The 16,012-nt window shown below is 69.5% G+C and carries 19 protein-coding genes; 8 read left to right on the top strand and 11 right to left on the bottom strand.

Annotated elements, in window-relative coordinates; translation table 11 throughout:
• Positions 1-103 precede the first annotated feature (103 nt).
• Positions 104-1,210 carry an RNA-guided endonuclease InsQ/TnpB family protein gene (locus tag OG390_RS40375; RefSeq protein ID WP_406174884.1) on the top strand — a complete coding sequence of 369 codons (1,107 nt, stop codon included), beginning with the start codon at positions 104-106 and terminating at the stop codon, positions 1,208-1,210.
• Positions 1,211-1,257: 47 nt separating this feature from the next.
• Entirely contained in the window at positions 1,258-1,653 is a 396-nt protein-coding gene (locus tag OG390_RS40370; protein ID WP_406174883.1) for a hypothetical protein, read from the top strand.
• Between the two features lie 24 nt (positions 1,654-1,677).
• On the opposite strand, the gene OG390_RS40365 is transcribed toward OG390_RS40370, so the two are convergent.
• Positions 1,678-2,316, bottom strand: coding sequence for a TMEM175 family protein (locus tag OG390_RS40365; protein ID WP_406174882.1), 639 nt, complete (start codon positions 2,314-2,316; stop codon positions 1,678-1,680).
• Between the two features lie 169 nt (positions 2,317-2,485).
• Here OG390_RS40365 and OG390_RS40360 point away from each other — a divergent pair, with 169 nt between their 5' ends.
• Positions 2,486-3,301 (top strand): chitosanase, encoded by an 816-nt coding sequence (locus tag OG390_RS40360; protein WP_406174880.1) that lies wholly within the window; start codon positions 2,486-2,488, stop codon positions 3,299-3,301.
• A 65-nt stretch (positions 3,302-3,366) separates the two neighbouring features.
• Here OG390_RS40360 and OG390_RS40355 read toward each other — a convergent pair whose 3' ends face one another.
• The 9 genes from OG390_RS40355 to OG390_RS40315 form a co-directional block, all read right to left on the bottom strand.
• Positions 3,367-4,698 carry a nucleobase:cation symporter-2 family protein gene (locus OG390_RS40355; RefSeq protein WP_406178150.1) on the bottom strand — a complete coding sequence of 444 codons (1,332 nt, stop codon included), beginning with the start codon at positions 4,696-4,698 and terminating at the stop codon, positions 3,367-3,369.
• A 361-nt stretch (positions 4,699-5,059) separates the two neighbouring features.
• Complete coding sequence (locus OG390_RS40350) at positions 5,060-6,436, bottom strand: 8-oxoguanine deaminase (protein WP_406174878.1); 1,377 nt, start codon at positions 6,434-6,436, stop codon at positions 5,060-5,062.
• 161 nt (positions 6,437-6,597) lie between these two features.
• Positions 6,598-7,521, bottom strand: coding sequence for a factor-independent urate hydroxylase (pucL, locus tag OG390_RS40345; RefSeq protein ID WP_406174876.1), 924 nt, complete (start codon positions 7,519-7,521; stop codon positions 6,598-6,600).
• Between the two features lie 5 nt (positions 7,522-7,526).
• Positions 7,527-7,946 (bottom strand): hydroxyisourate hydrolase, encoded by a 420-nt coding sequence (gene uraH / locus OG390_RS40340; RefSeq protein ID WP_406174874.1) that lies wholly within the window; start codon positions 7,944-7,946, stop codon positions 7,527-7,529.
• Positions 7,943-8,458, bottom strand: coding sequence for a 2-oxo-4-hydroxy-4-carboxy-5-ureidoimidazoline decarboxylase (uraD, locus tag OG390_RS40335; RefSeq protein WP_406174873.1), 516 nt, complete (start codon positions 8,456-8,458; stop codon positions 7,943-7,945). Before uraD ends, uraH begins: the two co-directional genes overlap by 4 nt.
• Positions 8,459-8,601: 143 nt before the next feature.
• On the bottom strand, positions 8,602-8,979 hold the full coding sequence (locus OG390_RS40330) for a helix-turn-helix domain-containing protein (RefSeq protein WP_406174871.1): 378 nt from the start codon (positions 8,977-8,979) through the stop codon (positions 8,602-8,604).
• Complete coding sequence (locus OG390_RS40325) at positions 8,976-9,227, bottom strand: hypothetical protein (RefSeq protein ID WP_406174870.1); 252 nt, start codon at positions 9,225-9,227, stop codon at positions 8,976-8,978. Before OG390_RS40325 ends, OG390_RS40330 begins: the two co-directional genes overlap by 4 nt.
• Positions 9,228-9,433: 206 nt before the next feature.
• Positions 9,434-9,706: a hypothetical protein gene (locus OG390_RS40320; RefSeq protein ID WP_406174868.1), complete on the bottom strand. Its 273-nt coding sequence runs from the start codon at positions 9,704-9,706 to the stop codon at positions 9,434-9,436.
• Complete coding sequence (locus tag OG390_RS40315) at positions 9,703-9,978, bottom strand: hypothetical protein (RefSeq protein ID WP_406174866.1); 276 nt, start codon at positions 9,976-9,978, stop codon at positions 9,703-9,705. The genes OG390_RS40320 and OG390_RS40315 overlap by 4 nt, the downstream gene beginning before the upstream one ends.
• 285 nt (positions 9,979-10,263) lie before the next feature.
• Here OG390_RS40315 and OG390_RS40310 point away from each other — a divergent pair, with 285 nt between their 5' ends.
• The 5 genes from OG390_RS40310 to OG390_RS40290 all read left to right on the top strand — a co-directional run bounded on the left by OG390_RS40310 (position 10,264) and on the right by OG390_RS40290 (position 15,164).
• Positions 10,264-11,103 carry a TIM barrel protein gene (locus tag OG390_RS40310; protein WP_406174864.1) on the top strand — a complete coding sequence of 280 codons (840 nt, stop codon included), beginning with the start codon at positions 10,264-10,266 and terminating at the stop codon, positions 11,101-11,103.
• A 44-nt stretch (positions 11,104-11,147) separates the two neighbouring features.
• Positions 11,148-12,065: a 2-hydroxy-3-oxopropionate reductase gene (locus tag OG390_RS40305; RefSeq protein WP_406174862.1), complete on the top strand. Its 918-nt coding sequence runs from the start codon at positions 11,148-11,150 to the stop codon at positions 12,063-12,065.
• A 196-nt stretch (positions 12,066-12,261) separates the two neighbouring features.
• Positions 12,262-13,719 carry a catalase gene (locus OG390_RS40300; RefSeq protein WP_406174860.1) on the top strand — a complete coding sequence of 486 codons (1,458 nt, stop codon included), beginning with the start codon at positions 12,262-12,264 and terminating at the stop codon, positions 13,717-13,719.
• Positions 13,720-14,135: 416 nt separating this feature from the next.
• Positions 14,136-14,375, top strand: coding sequence for a hypothetical protein (locus OG390_RS40295; RefSeq protein ID WP_406174859.1), 240 nt, complete (start codon positions 14,136-14,138; stop codon positions 14,373-14,375).
• A 126-nt stretch (positions 14,376-14,501) separates the two neighbouring features.
• Positions 14,502-15,164: a TIGR04222 domain-containing membrane protein gene (locus OG390_RS40290; protein WP_406174858.1), complete on the top strand. Its 663-nt coding sequence runs from the start codon at positions 14,502-14,504 to the stop codon at positions 15,162-15,164.
• Here OG390_RS40290 and OG390_RS40285 read toward each other — a convergent pair.
• Positions 15,121-15,990: an alpha/beta fold hydrolase gene (locus OG390_RS40285; protein ID WP_406174856.1), complete on the bottom strand. Its 870-nt coding sequence runs from the start codon at positions 15,988-15,990 to the stop codon at positions 15,121-15,123. The two genes, OG390_RS40290 and OG390_RS40285, sit on opposite strands and share 44 nt — an antisense overlap.
• Positions 15,991-16,012 lie beyond the last annotated feature (22 nt).

Raw genomic sequence — 16,012 nt, 5'->3', positions numbered from 1 at the left:
GTCGTGGTGTCCGGCGGAGCCGGATGACGCCTGTCCGGGACGGTGACGGATCGTTCACATGTTCCCGATGGCGGCGGGCGGGGCTCATTCGTACGATCACCGCATGCAGCTTCGGTACCGTTTCCGCCTGTACCCGCAACCGGGCCAACGCATCGCGCTGGCACGGGCGTTCGGGTGCGCGCGGGTCGTGTTCAACGACGCGGTGCGCGCCCGCGAGGACGCTCGCAGGGCGGGCCGGTCGTTCCCGAAGGCGGCCGAACTGTCGAAGAAACTGATCACGCAGGCCAAGCAGACAGCAGAACGCGCCTGGCTGGGCGAGGTGTCGGCGGTGGTGCTCCAGCAGTCCCTGCGGGACGCGGAGAGTGCCTACCGCAACTTCTTCGCCTCCCTCAAGCGGGAGCGCAAGGGCTCCAGGATCGGGGCGCCCCGGTTCAAGTCGCGCAAGGATGCCCGGCAGTCGATCCGGTTCACCGCGAACGCCCGCTGGTCGATCACGCCGGCGGGACGGCTGAACCTGCCGAAGATCGGCGAGGTGCGGGTGAAGTGGTCGCGCATCCTGCCCGCCGTGCCGACCTCGGTGACCGTGATCAAGGACGGGGCCGGGAGGTACTTCGCGAGCTTCGTCATCGACACCGACCCGGCCGCCGACCTGGAGCGGATGCCCGCCACCGACGCCTCGGTCGGCATCGACCTGGGGCTGACTCACTTCGCGGTCCTCTCCGACGGCACGAAGATCGACTCTCCGCGGTTCCTGCGGCGGGCGGAGAAGAAGCTCAAGAAGACCCAGCGAGAACTGTCCCGCAAGCAGAAAGGATCCAGGAACCGGGAGAAGGCCCGCCGGAAGGTGGCCCGCGCGCACGCGCAGGTCGTCGACGCCCGCCGCGAGTTCCACCACCAACTCTCCACGAAACTGATCCGCGAGAACCAAGCGGTCGCCGTGGAGGACCTGGCGGTCAAGGGCCTGGCGCGCACCCGGCTGGCCAAGAGCATCCACGATGCGGGCTGGTCGAAGTTCGCGCAGATGCTGGCGTACAAGGCCGCCCGGTACGGGCGCACAGCACCGAGCGAGCAGGCCAGAATCGCCCTCCTTCAGGAGGGCGAGCAAGTCAAAAACGGGAGCTGCGCGCCAGGGCCCCCGAGGCGCAGACGAACGGGATCGCGGTGTACGCGGCCCGCGCCTTGCTACGGACCACGATCGGTGCCGAATTAGCGAGCGGGACCTGGCTGAACGGCACCACGGGACGTCACCCGGCGGCCGTGCTCAGCGCCACGGCCGCCCGGCGGCTCGGGACCGGCCATGCGAGCCCGGACACCCAGGTGCTGGTCGACGGCACCTGGTGCACGGTCGTCGGCATCCTCCAACCGTCGGTACTGACACGGGAGTTGGACACGCCGGCCGTCAGTCCCACGCGAACGCCTCCTTGTGATCGCGCGCTCACTGGGCATACGTACGCGGGCACGGCCCAGCACCTGCCCTACGTCCTCCGTCAGCACCGCGTTCCCGCCCGCGCGGACATACGCCGTGCCCGCCAGGACACCCTCGGTGCAGGTCTCGGACATGCCGGCCCGGAGGAATTGCTCGCGGAGCGCCAACTGGCCGCCGCCACCGGGTACTACGACCAGTCGCACATGACCGCCACTTCCGCACGCTGATGGGTGTCCCGCCCACGTCGTTCTTCACCGGCCGTCTTCCGGCAGCGCGGCCTTGTCAGACGTTCGGGTCGGCACCGGTACCTGGTTGAAGCCGTAGTAGATCGCGATCAGACCGTGCGCGGCCAGGGTGAGCGGGGCCGAGACGTAGGCCAGGCCGACCGTGGCGGGGTAGGCGAGGGAGCCGAGGGCGAAGCGGACGCGGGTGCGGCGGGCGCCCTCGACGTCGACGCGGGTGTCGAAGAGGTGGCCCGTGCGGGTGAGGTGCCACCACAGGGCCTGGAAAGCCAGGGCCATCGCGACCATCACCATGCTGTACACGGCGGCAGCGACATGGGACGCCTTGTCCTCGCGGAGATACTCCGCGAGCATCGCCGTCGGCCAGGGCACGGCGGCCACGATCATCAGGACGAGCAGGTTCAGGAACATCACGGTGCGGTCGATCCGGGCGACGTAACTGAAGACCTGGTGATGGTTGATCCACATGATGCCGATGACCAGGAAGCTGACCACATAGGCGGCGTAGGAGGGCCATTGCGCGCCCAGCGCGTGCCACAGGCCGCCGTGCTCACCGACCTCCGGGACCTTGATCTCCAGGATCAACAGCGTGATGGCGATGGCGAAGACGCCGTCGCTGAAGGCCTCCACACGGCCCGACTCGTTCATGACGTGAAATCCCCCTCGTGGTCATGACTGCGCTCAGACCGTAGCCCAGCATCCGCTTTCCCCGATCACCAACTCGCCCTCGCCGTACGGGTATACGCGACCTGCAATCTCTGGTAGGAAACTTTCCTAACAGTAGACGCAACGACACACTCGCCCCATCGGAGGTACCGTGCACACCCCCCACATACGCACTTCACGTCGCACCCTGCTCGCCCTGATCGGGGCTTCACTGGTGGCAGGGCCACTCGTCGCCACCCAGTCCGCGACCGCCGCGCCGGCCGGTCTGGACGACCCGGCGAAGAAGGAGATCGCCATGAAGCTGGTCTCCAGCGCGGAGAACTCCTCGCTGGACTGGAAGGCGCAGTACAAGTACATCGAGGACATCGGCGACGGACGCGGCTACACCGCCGGGATCATCGGCTTCTGCTCCGGCACCGGCGACATGCTCGACCTCGTCGAGCTCTACACACAGCGCAAGCCCGGCAATGTCCTGGCCAAGTACCTGCCCGCGCTGCGTGAGGTGAACGGCAGCGACTCCCACGAGGGCCTGGACCCCGGTTTCGAGGGCGACTGGCGCAGGGCGGCCCAGGACTCGGCGTTCCAGCAGGCCCAGAACGACGAGCGCGACCGCGTCTACTTCAACCCGGCCGTACGACAGGGCAAGGCCGACGGCATCGGTGTCCTCGGCCAGTTCACGTACTACGACGCCATCGTGATGCACGGCGACGGCGGCGACAGCACCAGCTTCGGCAACATCCGCAGGCGGGCGCTGGCCAAGGCCCAGCCGCCCTCCCAGGGTGGCGACGAGGTGAGGTATCTGAACGCCTTCCTCGACGCGCGGGTGTGGGCGATGAAGCAGGAGGAGGCCCACTCCGACACCAGCCGGGTCGACACCGAGCAGCGGGTCTTCCTGCGCAAGCGGAATCTGAAGCTCGATCCGCCGCTGGACTGGAAGGTGTACGGGGACAGCTACCACATCGGCTGACGACCCCCGGTACGGCCAAGGGCGCGGCACGCTCCTGGTGCCGCGCCCTCCGTATGCCCGGGCCGTCAGTGGGCCGGTGCGGCCGTGAGGTCCTCCCCCGCCTCCATGGGATGCGTGACCTCGCCGGCGTTCTGACCCTCGCCGAGGTGGTTGAAGACGAGGTTGAGGACCACGGCCGCGACACAGCCGGTGGAGATGCCCGAGTCCAGGACGATCCTCGCCGTCTCGGGGAAGGCGTGGTAGAAGTCCGGCGCGGTGATCGGGATGATGCCGACGGCGAGCGAGACGGCGACGATGAGGACGTTGTTGTCCTTCTCCAGGCCCGCCCGTACGAGGGTCTGGATGCCGCTCGCCGCGACCGAACCGAAGAGGACGACGCCGGCACCGCCGAGGACGGGTCGCGGGACGACGGCGATGAGCGACGCGGCCATCGGGCACAGGCCCATCAGCACCAGGAAGCCGCCACCGGTGGCGACGACATACCGGCTGCGGATCCGCGTCATCGCGACCAGGCCGATGTTCTGCGCGAAGGCGCTGCACATGAAGCCGTTGAAGAGCGGGCTGATCGCCGAGCCGAGAGTGTCGGCGCGCAGGCCCGCCGCGATGGTCCTCTCGTCGGCGGGGCGCTCGACGATCTCGCCCAACGCGAGCATGTCCGCGGTCGATTCGGTCATCGAGACCACCATCACGACGATCATCGACAGGATCGCGGCGACCTGGAACTGCGGGGCGCCGAAGTGGAACGGGGTCGGGAAGCCGACGACATCCGCGTCGGCCACCGGGCCGAAGTCCGTGACGCCGAAGGGGATCGCGACGAGTGTGCCGATGACCAGACCGAGGAGCACGGCGATCTGTTTGACGAAGCCGCGCGTGAAGCGGCGCAGAAGGAGCACGATGACGAGCGTCGCGCCCGCCAGGCCCAGGTAGGTCGTCGAACCGTAGTCGTCGGCGGAGGGGTTGGGGCCCTGCGCCCAGCCGAAGGCGACCGGCAGGAGCGAGACGCCGATGAGCGTGATCACGGAGCCGGTGACAACAGGCGGGAAGAAGCGGACGGCCTTGCTGAAGAAGGGCGCGGCTATGAAACCGAGGACGCCCGCGACGATGACCGCGCCGAAGATGATCGGCAGGGCGTCGCTCTTGTCCTTGGCGGAGGCGACGACCGCGGTCATGGGCGCGACGCCCGCGAACGTGACGCCGTTGACGAACGGCAGCCTGGCTCCGATCTTCCAGAAGCCCAGGGTCTGCAGGAAGGTGGCGAGCCCCGCGGTGAACAGGCAGGCGCCGGTGAGGAAGGTCAGTTCGGTTCCGGAGAGACCGACGGCGGCGCCGACTATCAGCGGCGGGGCGACAACTCCCGCGTACATGGCGGCGACGTGCTGCAGACCGCTGGTCGCCATCTTCAGGGCGGGGAGTTTCTCGTCAACTGGGTGCTTGGACTGGCCAGTTGGCTGTGCATCGGTGCTGGGCTCGGGCTGGGCGGCCACGGCGGCTCCTCCGGTCGGTTACACGTCGGCGTTGACGCGGGGGTCAGGGAGGTGATGCGCGGTCGTGCGGGACCGGGACGATGACCGTCACGGAGACGGGAGTCTCTGCGACGGAGACCGTGCCGGGGCGCGCACGTCCATGCACGCCCCGGATACGGCCGCCGTGGACCCCGCTCGGGTCCACGGCTACCGGCCGAGGGCCGTCCCCCTCAGCCGGAGATCTCCAGTTGTTCGAAATGGGCCCGGCCCCCGGACGGGGCGAGGACTCGGACTCTCAGGCCTGCGCGGCGATCTGCGCCAGGCGCTGCGCCTCTTCCCGCGTGGAGCGGGCGATGGCGTCCTCGTCGACGTGCAGCAGCCGGCTGTCCTCGACGACCGGCTTGCCGTTGACGAGCGAGAGGGTGACCGGAGCCGCCGCGCCGAAGACCAGCGCGGTCACCGGGTCGGCGATCGAGGCGTGCGCCAGGGTGTCGAGCTTCCACAGGACGAGGTCGGCGAGCTTGCCCGCCTCCAGGGAGCCGATCTGCGTGGCGCGGCCCAGGACCTGGGCGCCGCCGTACGTCCCGAGGCGCAGCGCCTGACGGGCGTTCAGCGCGGCCTCGCGGTGGGCGCCGAGGCGGTTGATGAGCAGGGCGTTGCGCAGCTCGGTGTGCAGTTCGCCCGACTCGTTCGAGGCGGTGCCGTCGACGCCGAGGCCGACCGGGACGCCGGCCGCCAGCATGTCGGGGACGCGCGCGATGCCGGCCGCCAGACGGGCGTTGGAGGACGGACAGTGGGCCACACCCGTCTTCGTACGGGCGAAGGCGGCGATGTCGGAGTCGTTCATGTGGACGCAGTGCGCCATCCACACGTCCTCGCCGAGCCAGCCGGTCGACTCGAAGTAGTCGGTCGGGCCCATGCCGAACAGTTCCTTGCAGAACTGCTCCTCCTCGACGGTCTCCGAGCCGTGCGTGTGCAGGCGTACGCCCTTGCGGCGGGCCAGCTCGGCGCCCTGCTTCATCAGCTCGGTCGACACGGAGAAGGGCGAGCAGGGGGCCACGGCCACCTGGGTCATGGCGTCGAAGGACGCGTCGTGGTGCTCGTCGACGGTCGCCTCGGTGGCGGCGAGGGCTCCTTCGAGGGTCTCGACGGCGAAGTCCGGCGGCAGACCGCCGTCCTTCTCGCTGCGGTCCATGGAGCCGCGGGCGAGAGTGAAACGGACGCCCATCTCGCGTGCGGCCCGGATGACGGCGCCGGACAGGTCGCCGGAGCCCTTCGGGAAGACGTAGTGGTGGTCCATGGCGGTGGTGACGCCGCCGCGGGCCATCATCGCGAGGGAGCCCTGTGCGGAGGAGTACACCATCTTCTCGTCGATGCGGGCCCAGGTCGGGTAGAGCGCGACGAGCCAGTTGAAGAGGTTGTGGTCCGTGGCCAGGCCGCGGGTGATCCACTGGTAGAAGTGGTGGTGGGTGTTGACCAGACCCGGGGTTGCCAGGTGGCCGGTGCCGTCGATGCGGCGGACCACGTTCTCCAGGTTCTCGGGGGCCTTTCCGGCGCCCAACGACTCGATCTTGTTGTCGGCGACGACGATGTAGCCCGAGGCGTATTCGGTGTCGCCCGCGTCCACGGTCGCGATGGCGCAGTTCTCGATCACGATGCGCGAAGCTGCCACGGCGGTTCCTCGTTCTTCCCATTGGTGGACGGACCCGGGGGTCGAGCGGGGTGACGACCGGATCCGTGGTGCTGTTGTTGCGCAGATGCCCCCGCTCTCCCCCTGGGACTTGACGCCGGCGCACGCGTCGGGGGTCGAGCAAGTAGTCCTGCAGCGCAGTACTACAGGTTGGTGAGGTCCACCGGGATGTGCGGCTCGCAACCGTCGCGCAGGATGGTGGCCTCGATGAGCCCATACGGACGGTCGGCCGCGAAGTAGACCTCGTTGTCGTTCTCGAGCCCGAACGGCTTCAGGTCCACCAGGAAGTGGTGCTTGTTCGGGAGCGAGAAGCGCACCTCGTCGATCTCGCTGCGGTTGTTGATGATTCGCGAACCCATCTGGTACAGGGTCTGCTGCAGCGACAGCGAGTACGTCTCCGCGAAGGCCTGGAGCATGTGCTTCCTGACCTGGTCGTAGGACTTCTCCCAGTTGGGCATCTTCTGCTCGTCGCCGGTCCAGTTGAACCGCCAGCGAGCGGAGACCTGGGTGGCGAGGATGCGGTCGTACGCTTCCGGGAGCGTCGTGTACTTGTCCTTGACGTAGCCCCAGAACTCGGAGTTCGTCGAGTTCATCACGACGAGGTCCTTCAGACCGGAGATGACCTCCCACTTCTCACCGTCGAAGGTGATCTGTGTGACCCGGGTCTCCTGGCCCTTGCGTACGAAGGAGTGCTTGACCGCGTCGGCGCCGATGAACTTCGAGTTGGCGTCCGAGGTCTCGATGCGCTCCCAGGTGTACTCCTCGATGCGGATGCGCGCCTGCTCGATCGGCTCCTGGCTCGTCACGAAGTGCCGGGCCAGGTGGATGCCGAACTGCTCGGCGGACTCGATGCCGTACTCCTTGGCGAAGGCGTACACCGTGTTCTTCGTGGTGTCCGTCGGCAGGACGTTCGCGTTGGAACCCGAGTAGTGGACCTCCTCCATGTCGCCGCTCAGCGCGACCGACACGTTCAGGTCCTTGATGTGGTGCGTGTCGCCGTCGCGGGTGATCTTGACGACGCGGTTCTCGGCCTTGCCGTACTGGTTCTGTCCCAGAATCGTGGGCATGTCTGCTAGCTCCCTCGGTAAACGGAGTAGCCGAACGGGTTGAGCAGCAGCGGTACGTGGTAGTGCTCGCCCGGCTCGACGGCGAAGGTGATCGCCACTTCCGGGAAGAACGCGCCGCTGTCCCGATTCGCGGGGGCGTCCTGCTGCGCATCGGCTTGCTTTTTTTCTGAATGCGACTCGAAATACCGCTCGACTGCGAAGTCGAGCCGCACGTGGGTCGTCCCCTCCGGCAGAGCCGGAAGGTCCTTGCACCGGCCGTCGGCGTCGGTCGCGGAGCCGCCGAGTGCCTGCCAGTCTCCCCCTTGCCCGTAATGGGCGGAGCGCCCGAAGCGGGCCGCGAGCTGGATGGCGACGCCCTCGGCGGGGCGACCGACGCTGGTGTCCAGGATGTGCGTGGACACGGAGGCCGTGGTGTCGGTGCTCATGCCTCTTCTTCCTCTACGAGATTGCCGAGGCGGATGCGGTTGATCTTGACCAGCTCGGCGCGGACGATCTCGCGCTCCTGCTCGGGCGAGTTGCCGATCCGCTCCTTGACCGCGTCGCGCATCTGCTCGCCGGTCCGGCCGGTGGCGCAGATGAGGAAGACGTGGCCGAACTTCTCCTGGTAGGCCAGGTTCAGTTCGAGCATTTCCTCCTTGAGCTCCTCGGAGGCGCCGGCCATGCCGCGCTGCTCCCGGGAGGAGGTCGGGTCCCCGGGCTTCGGGCGCCCGATCGGCGGGTGCCCCGCCATCGCCTGCTCCAGGTCCGCGGTGGTGAGCTCGGCCATGAGGGCGTCGCTCGCGGCGAAGAGGTCGTCGACGGTGGCGAAGGGGCGGCGGCCGAGCAGGCCGCGCCCGTACGCCGATGAAGCGCACACCTCGTGGAGGGCGGCGAGGGCCGCGGGCTCCTCCAGGGCGTTGAACCGGGCGAGGCCGCCAGGTGTCGTACTCGAAGTCACGGGAAGCCTCCGTGGCCTTGTGCTGGACGGGCTGCGGATAGCTAACGCCCTCGAAAACACCACGTCAACACTTTGTTGAAAACTTCGGGTAACAAAAACCGCCGTCCGGGCAGTCCGGACGGCGGCGGGCGGGGCGGTCGGCCTCAGCCACCCTTCGCAGCGTTTTCCCTGTTCAGGTAGTTGTAGACGGTGAAGCGGCTCACGCCGAGGGCACTCGCCACGGTCTCCACGCCATGCCGCACGGAGAAGGCTCCGCGCGCTTCCAGTATGCGCACGACCTCCTGCTTGGCCTTGCGGTCGAGGTCGGCCAGCGGCTTGCCCTGCTTGCGCTCAAGAGCGGCCAGGATGTGATCCAGGGAGTCGGCGAGCTGGGGCAGGCGTACGGCGACCACGTCCGTACCCTCCCAGGACAGCACGACGTCGTCGGTGCCGGCCTGGTCGGGCGGCAGCATCTCGCCCCCCATGGCGTCGACCAGCGGCTTGACCGCCGTGACGAAGGGGTCGTCCCCGAAACCGTTCACCGCTCCCCCTCCTCGACCACGTTGAGCTGCAGGGAGACCCGGGTGGCCCCTGCCGCCAAGGCCTTGCGCAGCAGCGCGTCGACCGCGGTGAGGACCGCGTCCTCACCACCCTCCGCGGTATTGCCGAACGGGCCGACGTCCACCGCGTCCAGCTCCGCCGCCTCTATGACCTCGCGGGCGGCCAACGCGTGCGGGGGCGCCTCCTCCAGGTCGAAGGGTTCGGTCGTGAACTCCACTCTCAATCGCACTGTGCCCCCATGGCATTGGCTCTGACCTGCGTGTTGTCCCAGCCTTGGGCTGAGCGGGCACATCCCTGGACCGGGCACGTCGTCGCAGCGTTGGTGTACCCGATCGCTCCGACACGACCTTAACGGACGCCTCACGGCGATCAGCGGGATCCAGGACGGCTCGCTGCCGCCGGTCCCGGTCGCCGTCCGCCCCGCGGTTTCGTCCGTCAGTGTCCGCCCAGGCCCGGCAGGCAGGTCCCGTCGGCCGTGCGGCCGATGACTTCCGCGTCGGCCCGGCCCGTACTGTCGACCGTACCGTTGACGCACACCCGGTCTTCACCCCCGCCGACCAGCACATCGCGCAAGGGGGCGAAGCGGGTCCCCTGCATCTCGATCCGCCCCGCGGACATCCCCAGGGCCTCGGCGGCCGCGGCACGCGGGGCGCTCTCCGTGGTCCCGGTAGCCGCGAGTTTCCTCAGGGCCGCGGCCAGCGCCTTCACTGCGGTGCGGCCAGCGCCTTCCGCCCGGCGGTGATCGGCAGCGGGCTGCGGTACGCATGGTTCTCCGCCACCCGCTGGTTCCAGTCGAACGTGATGCAGGGGGACGGCGTCGACCGCCGCTCCTCGGGCAGAGGGCAGTAGCCCTTCGCGGATGTCGCCGGGTGCGGACCGCCCCCGCGGGGGTCTGCCGCCGGATCGGCACACCCTGCCGCCGCGACGGCGAGCAGAACCAGTGCCGGGGCGGAAAGGAGCCCGGATCGCGTCAGTGTCATGGCCCGATCATGTCGTATCCCGCCCGGCGAAATGCCGCCTGCGGAGTGGGGCCACAGACACCACAGAGAGTGCGACTGCGGCCCACCCCGGGGGGCGCGCCCACCAGTCCCTCCGCTTCGAGTCCGGCCCGAGCACGCCGGTTCCCCTCGGACCCCCTCTTGACAACCCGCGACACACGACGGCAATCTTCCATTAAGCAGAAACGAACTTCCGCAATACGGAACACTCCGGATCACGAACCGGACCTCCGTACGGATCTCGATACGGAAGGGAGCGCCGAACCCATGGGATTCGCAGACCAGCGCTTCAACGTCAACCTGTCGATCCTCTTCACGGAACTCCCGCTCCTGGAGCGCCCCGCGGCAGCCGCCGCGGCGGGCTTCACGGCGGTCGAGCTGTGGTGGCCCTGGGTCGACTCCCCCACCCCTGAGCAGTCCGAGCTCGACGCCCTGAAGAAGGCGATCGAGGACGTGGGCGTCCAGCTGACGGGGCTGAACTTCTACGCCGGGCAGCTGCCGGGCCCGGACCGGGGCGCGCTGTCGATCCCCGGCCCGGAGTCGGAGAAGTTCCGCGCCAACATCGACGTGGCGGCGGACTTCGCCCAGTCGCTCGGCTGCAAGGCCCTCAACGCCCTGTACGGCAACCGAGTCGAGGGCGTGGACCCGGCCGAGCAGGACGCGCTCGCGCTGGAGAACCTGGTCCTCGCGGCCCGGGCGGCCGACCGGATCGGCGCGATCCTGCTGATCGAGACCCTCAACCAGCCGGAGTCCCCGCGCTACCCGCTGGTGACCGCCCCGGCCGGCGTCGACGTCGTCGACAAGGTCAACGAGGCGACCGGCCTCGGCAACGCCAAGTTCCTCATGGACCTCTACCACCTGTCCATGAACGGCGAGGACCTGCCGTCGGTGATCGAGCGGTACGCGTCGAAGACCGGCCATGTACAGATCGCCGACAACCCCGGCCGCGGCGCCCCGGGCACCGGCGCGCTCCCGCTGACGGACCTCCTCGACCAGCTGAAAAAGGCCGGATACGAGGGCTGGGTCGGCCTGGAGTACAAGCCGGGCGACCGCCCGAGCACGGAGGCCTTCGAGTGGCTGCCCGCCGAGGCCCGAGCCGCCCGCTGAGCGGCATTCCACAGACGTAGCAGAGAAGTCAGAGAGGCACCCTCATGAGCAACAACCTCGCAGATTCTTCCCGCCCGACCCGCCCGGCGGTTGCATGGATCGGTCTCGGCATCATGGGCTCCCCCATGTCGGAGAACCTGATCAAGGCCGGGTACGACGTCACCGGCTTCACGCTGGAGCAGGACAAGCTGGAGCGCCTGGCCGCCGCGGGCGGCAGCGCCGCCGGTTCGATCGCCGAGGCCGTGCGCGACGCCGACGTCGTGGTCACGATGGTGCCCGCCTCCCCGCAGGTCGAGGCCATCGCGTACGGCCCCGACGGCATCCTGGAGAACGCGAAGTCCGGCGCGCTGCTGATCGACATGTCCTCGATCACCCCGCAGACCTCCGTGGACCTGGCGAAGGCCGCCAAGGACAAGGGCATCCGCGTCCTGGACGCCCCGGTGTCCGGCGGTGAGGCCGGCGCCATCGAGGCGGTGCTGTCCATCATGGTCGGTGGCGAGCAGGCCGACTTCGACGAGGCCGAGCCGATCTTCGAGGCGCTCGGCAAGACCATCGTGCTGTGCGGTCCGCACGGCTCGGGCCAGACCGTGAAGGCGGCCAACCAGCTGATCGTCGCCGTGAACATCCAGGCGTGCGCCGAGGCCGTGGTCTTCCTGGAGAAGTCCGGAGTGGACCTGAAGGCGGCACTCGACGTCCTCAACGGCGGCCTCGCGGGCTCCACCGTGCTGACGCGCAAGAAGGACAACTTCCTGAACCGCGACTTCAAGCCGGGCTTCCGCATCGACCTGCACCACAAGGACATGGGCATCGTCACCGACGCCGCCCGCAATGTCGGTGCCGCACTGCCGGTCGGCGCCGTGGTGGCCCAGCTCGTCGCCGGCCTGCGCGCGCAGGGCGACGGCGGCCTGGACCACTCCGCGCTGCTGCGCGCGGTCGAGCGCCTCTCCGGCGCCCGGATCTGAGCCCTCTCAGACTTCCGGGTCGCGGCGGCGCTGACACCTGTCCTGTCGCGCCCAGGCGCCGCCGCGACCCGGATCCACCTTCAACAAACTGTTGACGTTCAGATCGCCCCGAACCTAGGCTCCACCAAGCGGAGAGTCCACGAAGCGGAAGAAGATTTCCGCTGACCCCGCTGCCCCCTCGTACGGAAGGTCCACGATGTCGAAGCGCGTGCTTACGACCGAGTCCGGCGCCCCGGTCGCCGACAACCAGAACTCCGCCACCGCCGGCGTCGGTGGCCCGCTCCTTCTCCAGGACCAGCACCTCCTGGAGAAGCTCGCCCGGTTCAACCGCGAGCGCATCCCGGAGCGCGTGGTGCACGCCCGCGGCTCCGGCGCGTACGGCTACTTCGAGGTCACGGACGACGTCACCGGCTTCACGTACGCCGACTTCCTGAACACCGTCGGCAAGCGCACCGAGGTCTTCCTGCGCTTCTCCACGGTGGCCGACAACCTCGGCGGCGCGGACGCGGTCCGTGATCCCCGCGGCTTCGCGCTGAAGTTCTACACCGAAGAGGGCAACTACGACCTCGTCGGCAACAACACGCCGGTCTTCTTCATCAAGGACCCGATCAAGTTCCCCGACTTCATCCACTCCCAGAAGCGCGACCCGTTCACGGGCAAGCAGGAGCCGGACAACGTCTGGGACTTCTGGGCGCACGCCCCCGAGGCGACGCACCAGATCACCTGGCTGATGGGCGACCGCGGCATCCCGGCCTCCTACCGCCACATGAACGGCTACGGCTCGCACACCTACCAGTGGACGAACGCCGACGGTGAGGCCTTCCTCGTCAAGTACCACTTCAAGACGAACCAGGGCATCCGCAGCCTCTCCACCGAGCAGGCACAGGAGATCGCGGGCAAGGACCCGAACTCGCACCAGACCGACCTGCTGCAGGCCATCGAGCGGGGCGTGAACCCGTCCTGGACGCTGTACGTCCAGCTCATGCCGGCGGCGGAGGCGGCCGACTACCGCTTCAACCCCTTCGACCTCACCAAGGTGTGGCCGCACAAGGACTACCCGCTGCAGCGCGTGGGCCGCCTGGTCCTGGACCGCAACCCCGACAACGTCTTCGCCGAGGTCGAGCAGGCGGCCTTCTCCCCGAACAACTTCGTTCCGGGCATCGGCCCCTCCCCCGACAAGATGCTCCAGGGCCGCCTGTTCGCCTACGCGGACGCGCACCGCTACCGCCTGGGCGTCAACCACACCCAGCTCGCGGTGAACGCCCCCAGGGCGACGGTCGCGAACAACTACGGCCGCGACGGCTTGATGGCCTCCAACGGCCAGGGCCGCCACACCAAGAACTACGAGCCCAACTCCTACGACGGCCCCGCCGAGACCGGCCGCCCGCTGTCGGCCCCGCTCGCGGTCGCCGGCCACACGGGCACGCACGAGGCTCCCCTGCACACCAAGGACGACCACTTCTTCCAGGCGGGTGAGCTGTACCGCCTGATGTCGGCCGAGGAGCGGTCCCGGCTGATCGCCAACATCGCCGGCGGCCTCTCGCAGGTCTCCCGCGACGACGTGATCGAGAAGAACCTCGCCCACTTCCACGCCGCCGACCCGGAGTACGGCCGGCGTGTGGAGGAGGCGGTCCGCGCCCTGCGCGAGGACTGAGCCTCAACTCAAGCCGCCCGTGACGGCGTTGGACCCGGATGAGGGGTGGTTCATCGGCTGTCCGGGCAGGACCGGGACCGCGGCGGCGTGCGAGCCAGTGCGGTGGTGAAGGTCTCGGGATCTCCTTCTCGACCTGAGGGAAGCAGACTCCGGTTCCATCGCATCCGCCGCGGTCCCAGCCACACCCCTGAGGTGTGGCCCACGGACTCCGTCCGGCGGCGCGAATGTCCTGTCGCGCCCAGCCTCGCACCGTCGGACGGTCACAACCTCACAGGTCATCGGCCCAGAGCGCCGGGTACGGACGGTCCCGTACCCGGCGCTCTGCCGTGTGCTCGGGGTGCGGATCGGGTCGGGTGCCCGGCGCTCCGCCGTGTGCTCCGGGTGCGGATCGGGTCTCCCCGCAGGAACCTGAGGACATGGACTATCCCAGCATCGTCGTGCACAGCCCGGGTCTGGACGGGTCGCGGAGGGTGACCGCGGGGGACGAGACGCTCGGTATCGCGTATCACCTCGACGACGTCGTCGAGATACTGCGCCAGGCCGATGTCGACCTCGACGAGATCGAGGTCGAGGAGAGCGACATCATCGACTGGCAGGGCGGCGGGCCCGACGACTGGCCCGGGCTGTCGGAACACCCGGCGCACCCGGCGCAGTGAGGGCGCACGCCGCGCGCGCCCGGCGCACACAACCGCACTCCCGGTGTACGCAACCGGACGTAGACCTTCTACGGAACCCTCAAATGAAGCTCTGAACACGGCCCCAGGGGCTTCAACTTCCCCCGGATGAGGCAGATTCTCGGCACACGGGGCCCGCCGACACGGGGGCGGCGGGCCCCGAACGGGGTACGGGGGAGCACCATGGTCAGGAGCGCGGCGGTCGGGCTTGAGCCCCAGACCGTCGCGCTGCTGCGTGGCGGGTCCCGCGCCGCCGTGACGGTCGCCGTGCTCGCCCTGCATCTGCGGGGGGCCGTCGGCGCCGGACGTCCGGGCACGATGCGGGCTTCGGGGGCGTCCGCGGGGGCGGGCCTTCCGCTGGAGAAGGCGGTGCACGCCTCCCTCTACCGCCCGGCGGGAATACGGGAGTTGCTGGAACGGCCCCGGGTGCGGCGCACGCTCGCGGAGCTGCGGACCGAGGCCGCCGCGGCCGGACTGCTGCGCCGCCTTCCTCCCCACCGGACCCGCACCGCCCGGCACGCCCTCAAGGAGCTTCGCGCCGGGCTACGGTTGCCCGCCGAACGGGCGGGCCTGTCCACGGACGACCTCCTGCTCGCGGTCGCGCTGTACGGCGATGCCGCCCTGACTGTGCTGGTTCCGCGTTTCGCCGTGGCCGCCGGCCTCATCGGCCGCGGCGGTGTCGCGGAGCACGGGCAGTCCTGGGGAGGCGGCGGGGGCGGCATCGGTTTCACCGACGACGGGGCCGGGTGGGGCGGAGGAGGCCCGCACTGACCGCCCGCGGATCCTTGAGGAACGGCAGGGTGTGGCGCAGGAAGAGGTCCGGGCGTTCGTTGTACGGCTCATGGGCCGTGGGCAGCAGCACGCTCAACGTCCGGACGGGCAGGGCACGTTGGGCGCGGCGGCCGTCCAGGAACGCGGGGACGACCGGGTCGCGTCTCCCCCACAGCAACAGGATCGGCACGTCCAGGACGGCGGGGTCGGCCAGACCGAAGTCCGGGTCCGCGAAGCCGCGCCAGATGGCGCAGTGCACGGCCAATCGCCGTGCGTCCCCGGGCAGTTGCCGGGCCCTCTCGTACGTCGCCCGGGCGCTCGGTGTGCCGAGTCGGCCCAGGTAGGCGCGGGCCAGCGGGACGACGAGTCGGCGGGCGCGCGCGGGCCGGCCCATCACCTCCCGGCAGAACCAGCGGGTGAGGGCGGTGTGCCGGGTGAACCCGGCCGGGTCGACCAGGACGAGCGCCGCGATCGACCGGGCGTGCCGCCCCTCGGCGAGGCGGCAGGCGACGTAGCCGCCGACGCTGTTGCCGAGCACCGAGATCTCGCGGACGCCCGCTTCCTCGACCAGCGCGTCGAGGACCAGCTCCGCGGCCGTCACAAGCCGTTCAGGGGTGACCAGTCGGGGCTCGGACACCGTGGAGTTCCCGTAGCCGGGCCAGTCGGCGACGAACGTACGGTGGCGGTCCGCGAGGGCGGGCAGGACGGCGTCATAGTCACGACCGTCCCCGGGATTGGCGTGCAGGAGCAGCAGTGCGGGGGCGCCGGGAGCGCCGTGGCAGCGTACGGCGATGTCGCCGAGAGGGGTGGGGACGGTCATCCGCATGAGGGCGAGCATGCCGGACCCG

This window comes from Streptomyces sp. NBC_00996 (assembly GCF_045162675.1).
Taxonomy (GTDB): Bacteria; Actinomycetota; Actinomycetes; order Streptomycetales; family Streptomycetaceae; genus Streptomyces.
Note: the sequence above shows the minus strand (reverse complement) of the source record. Positions and strands in the feature narration are given on the sequence as shown.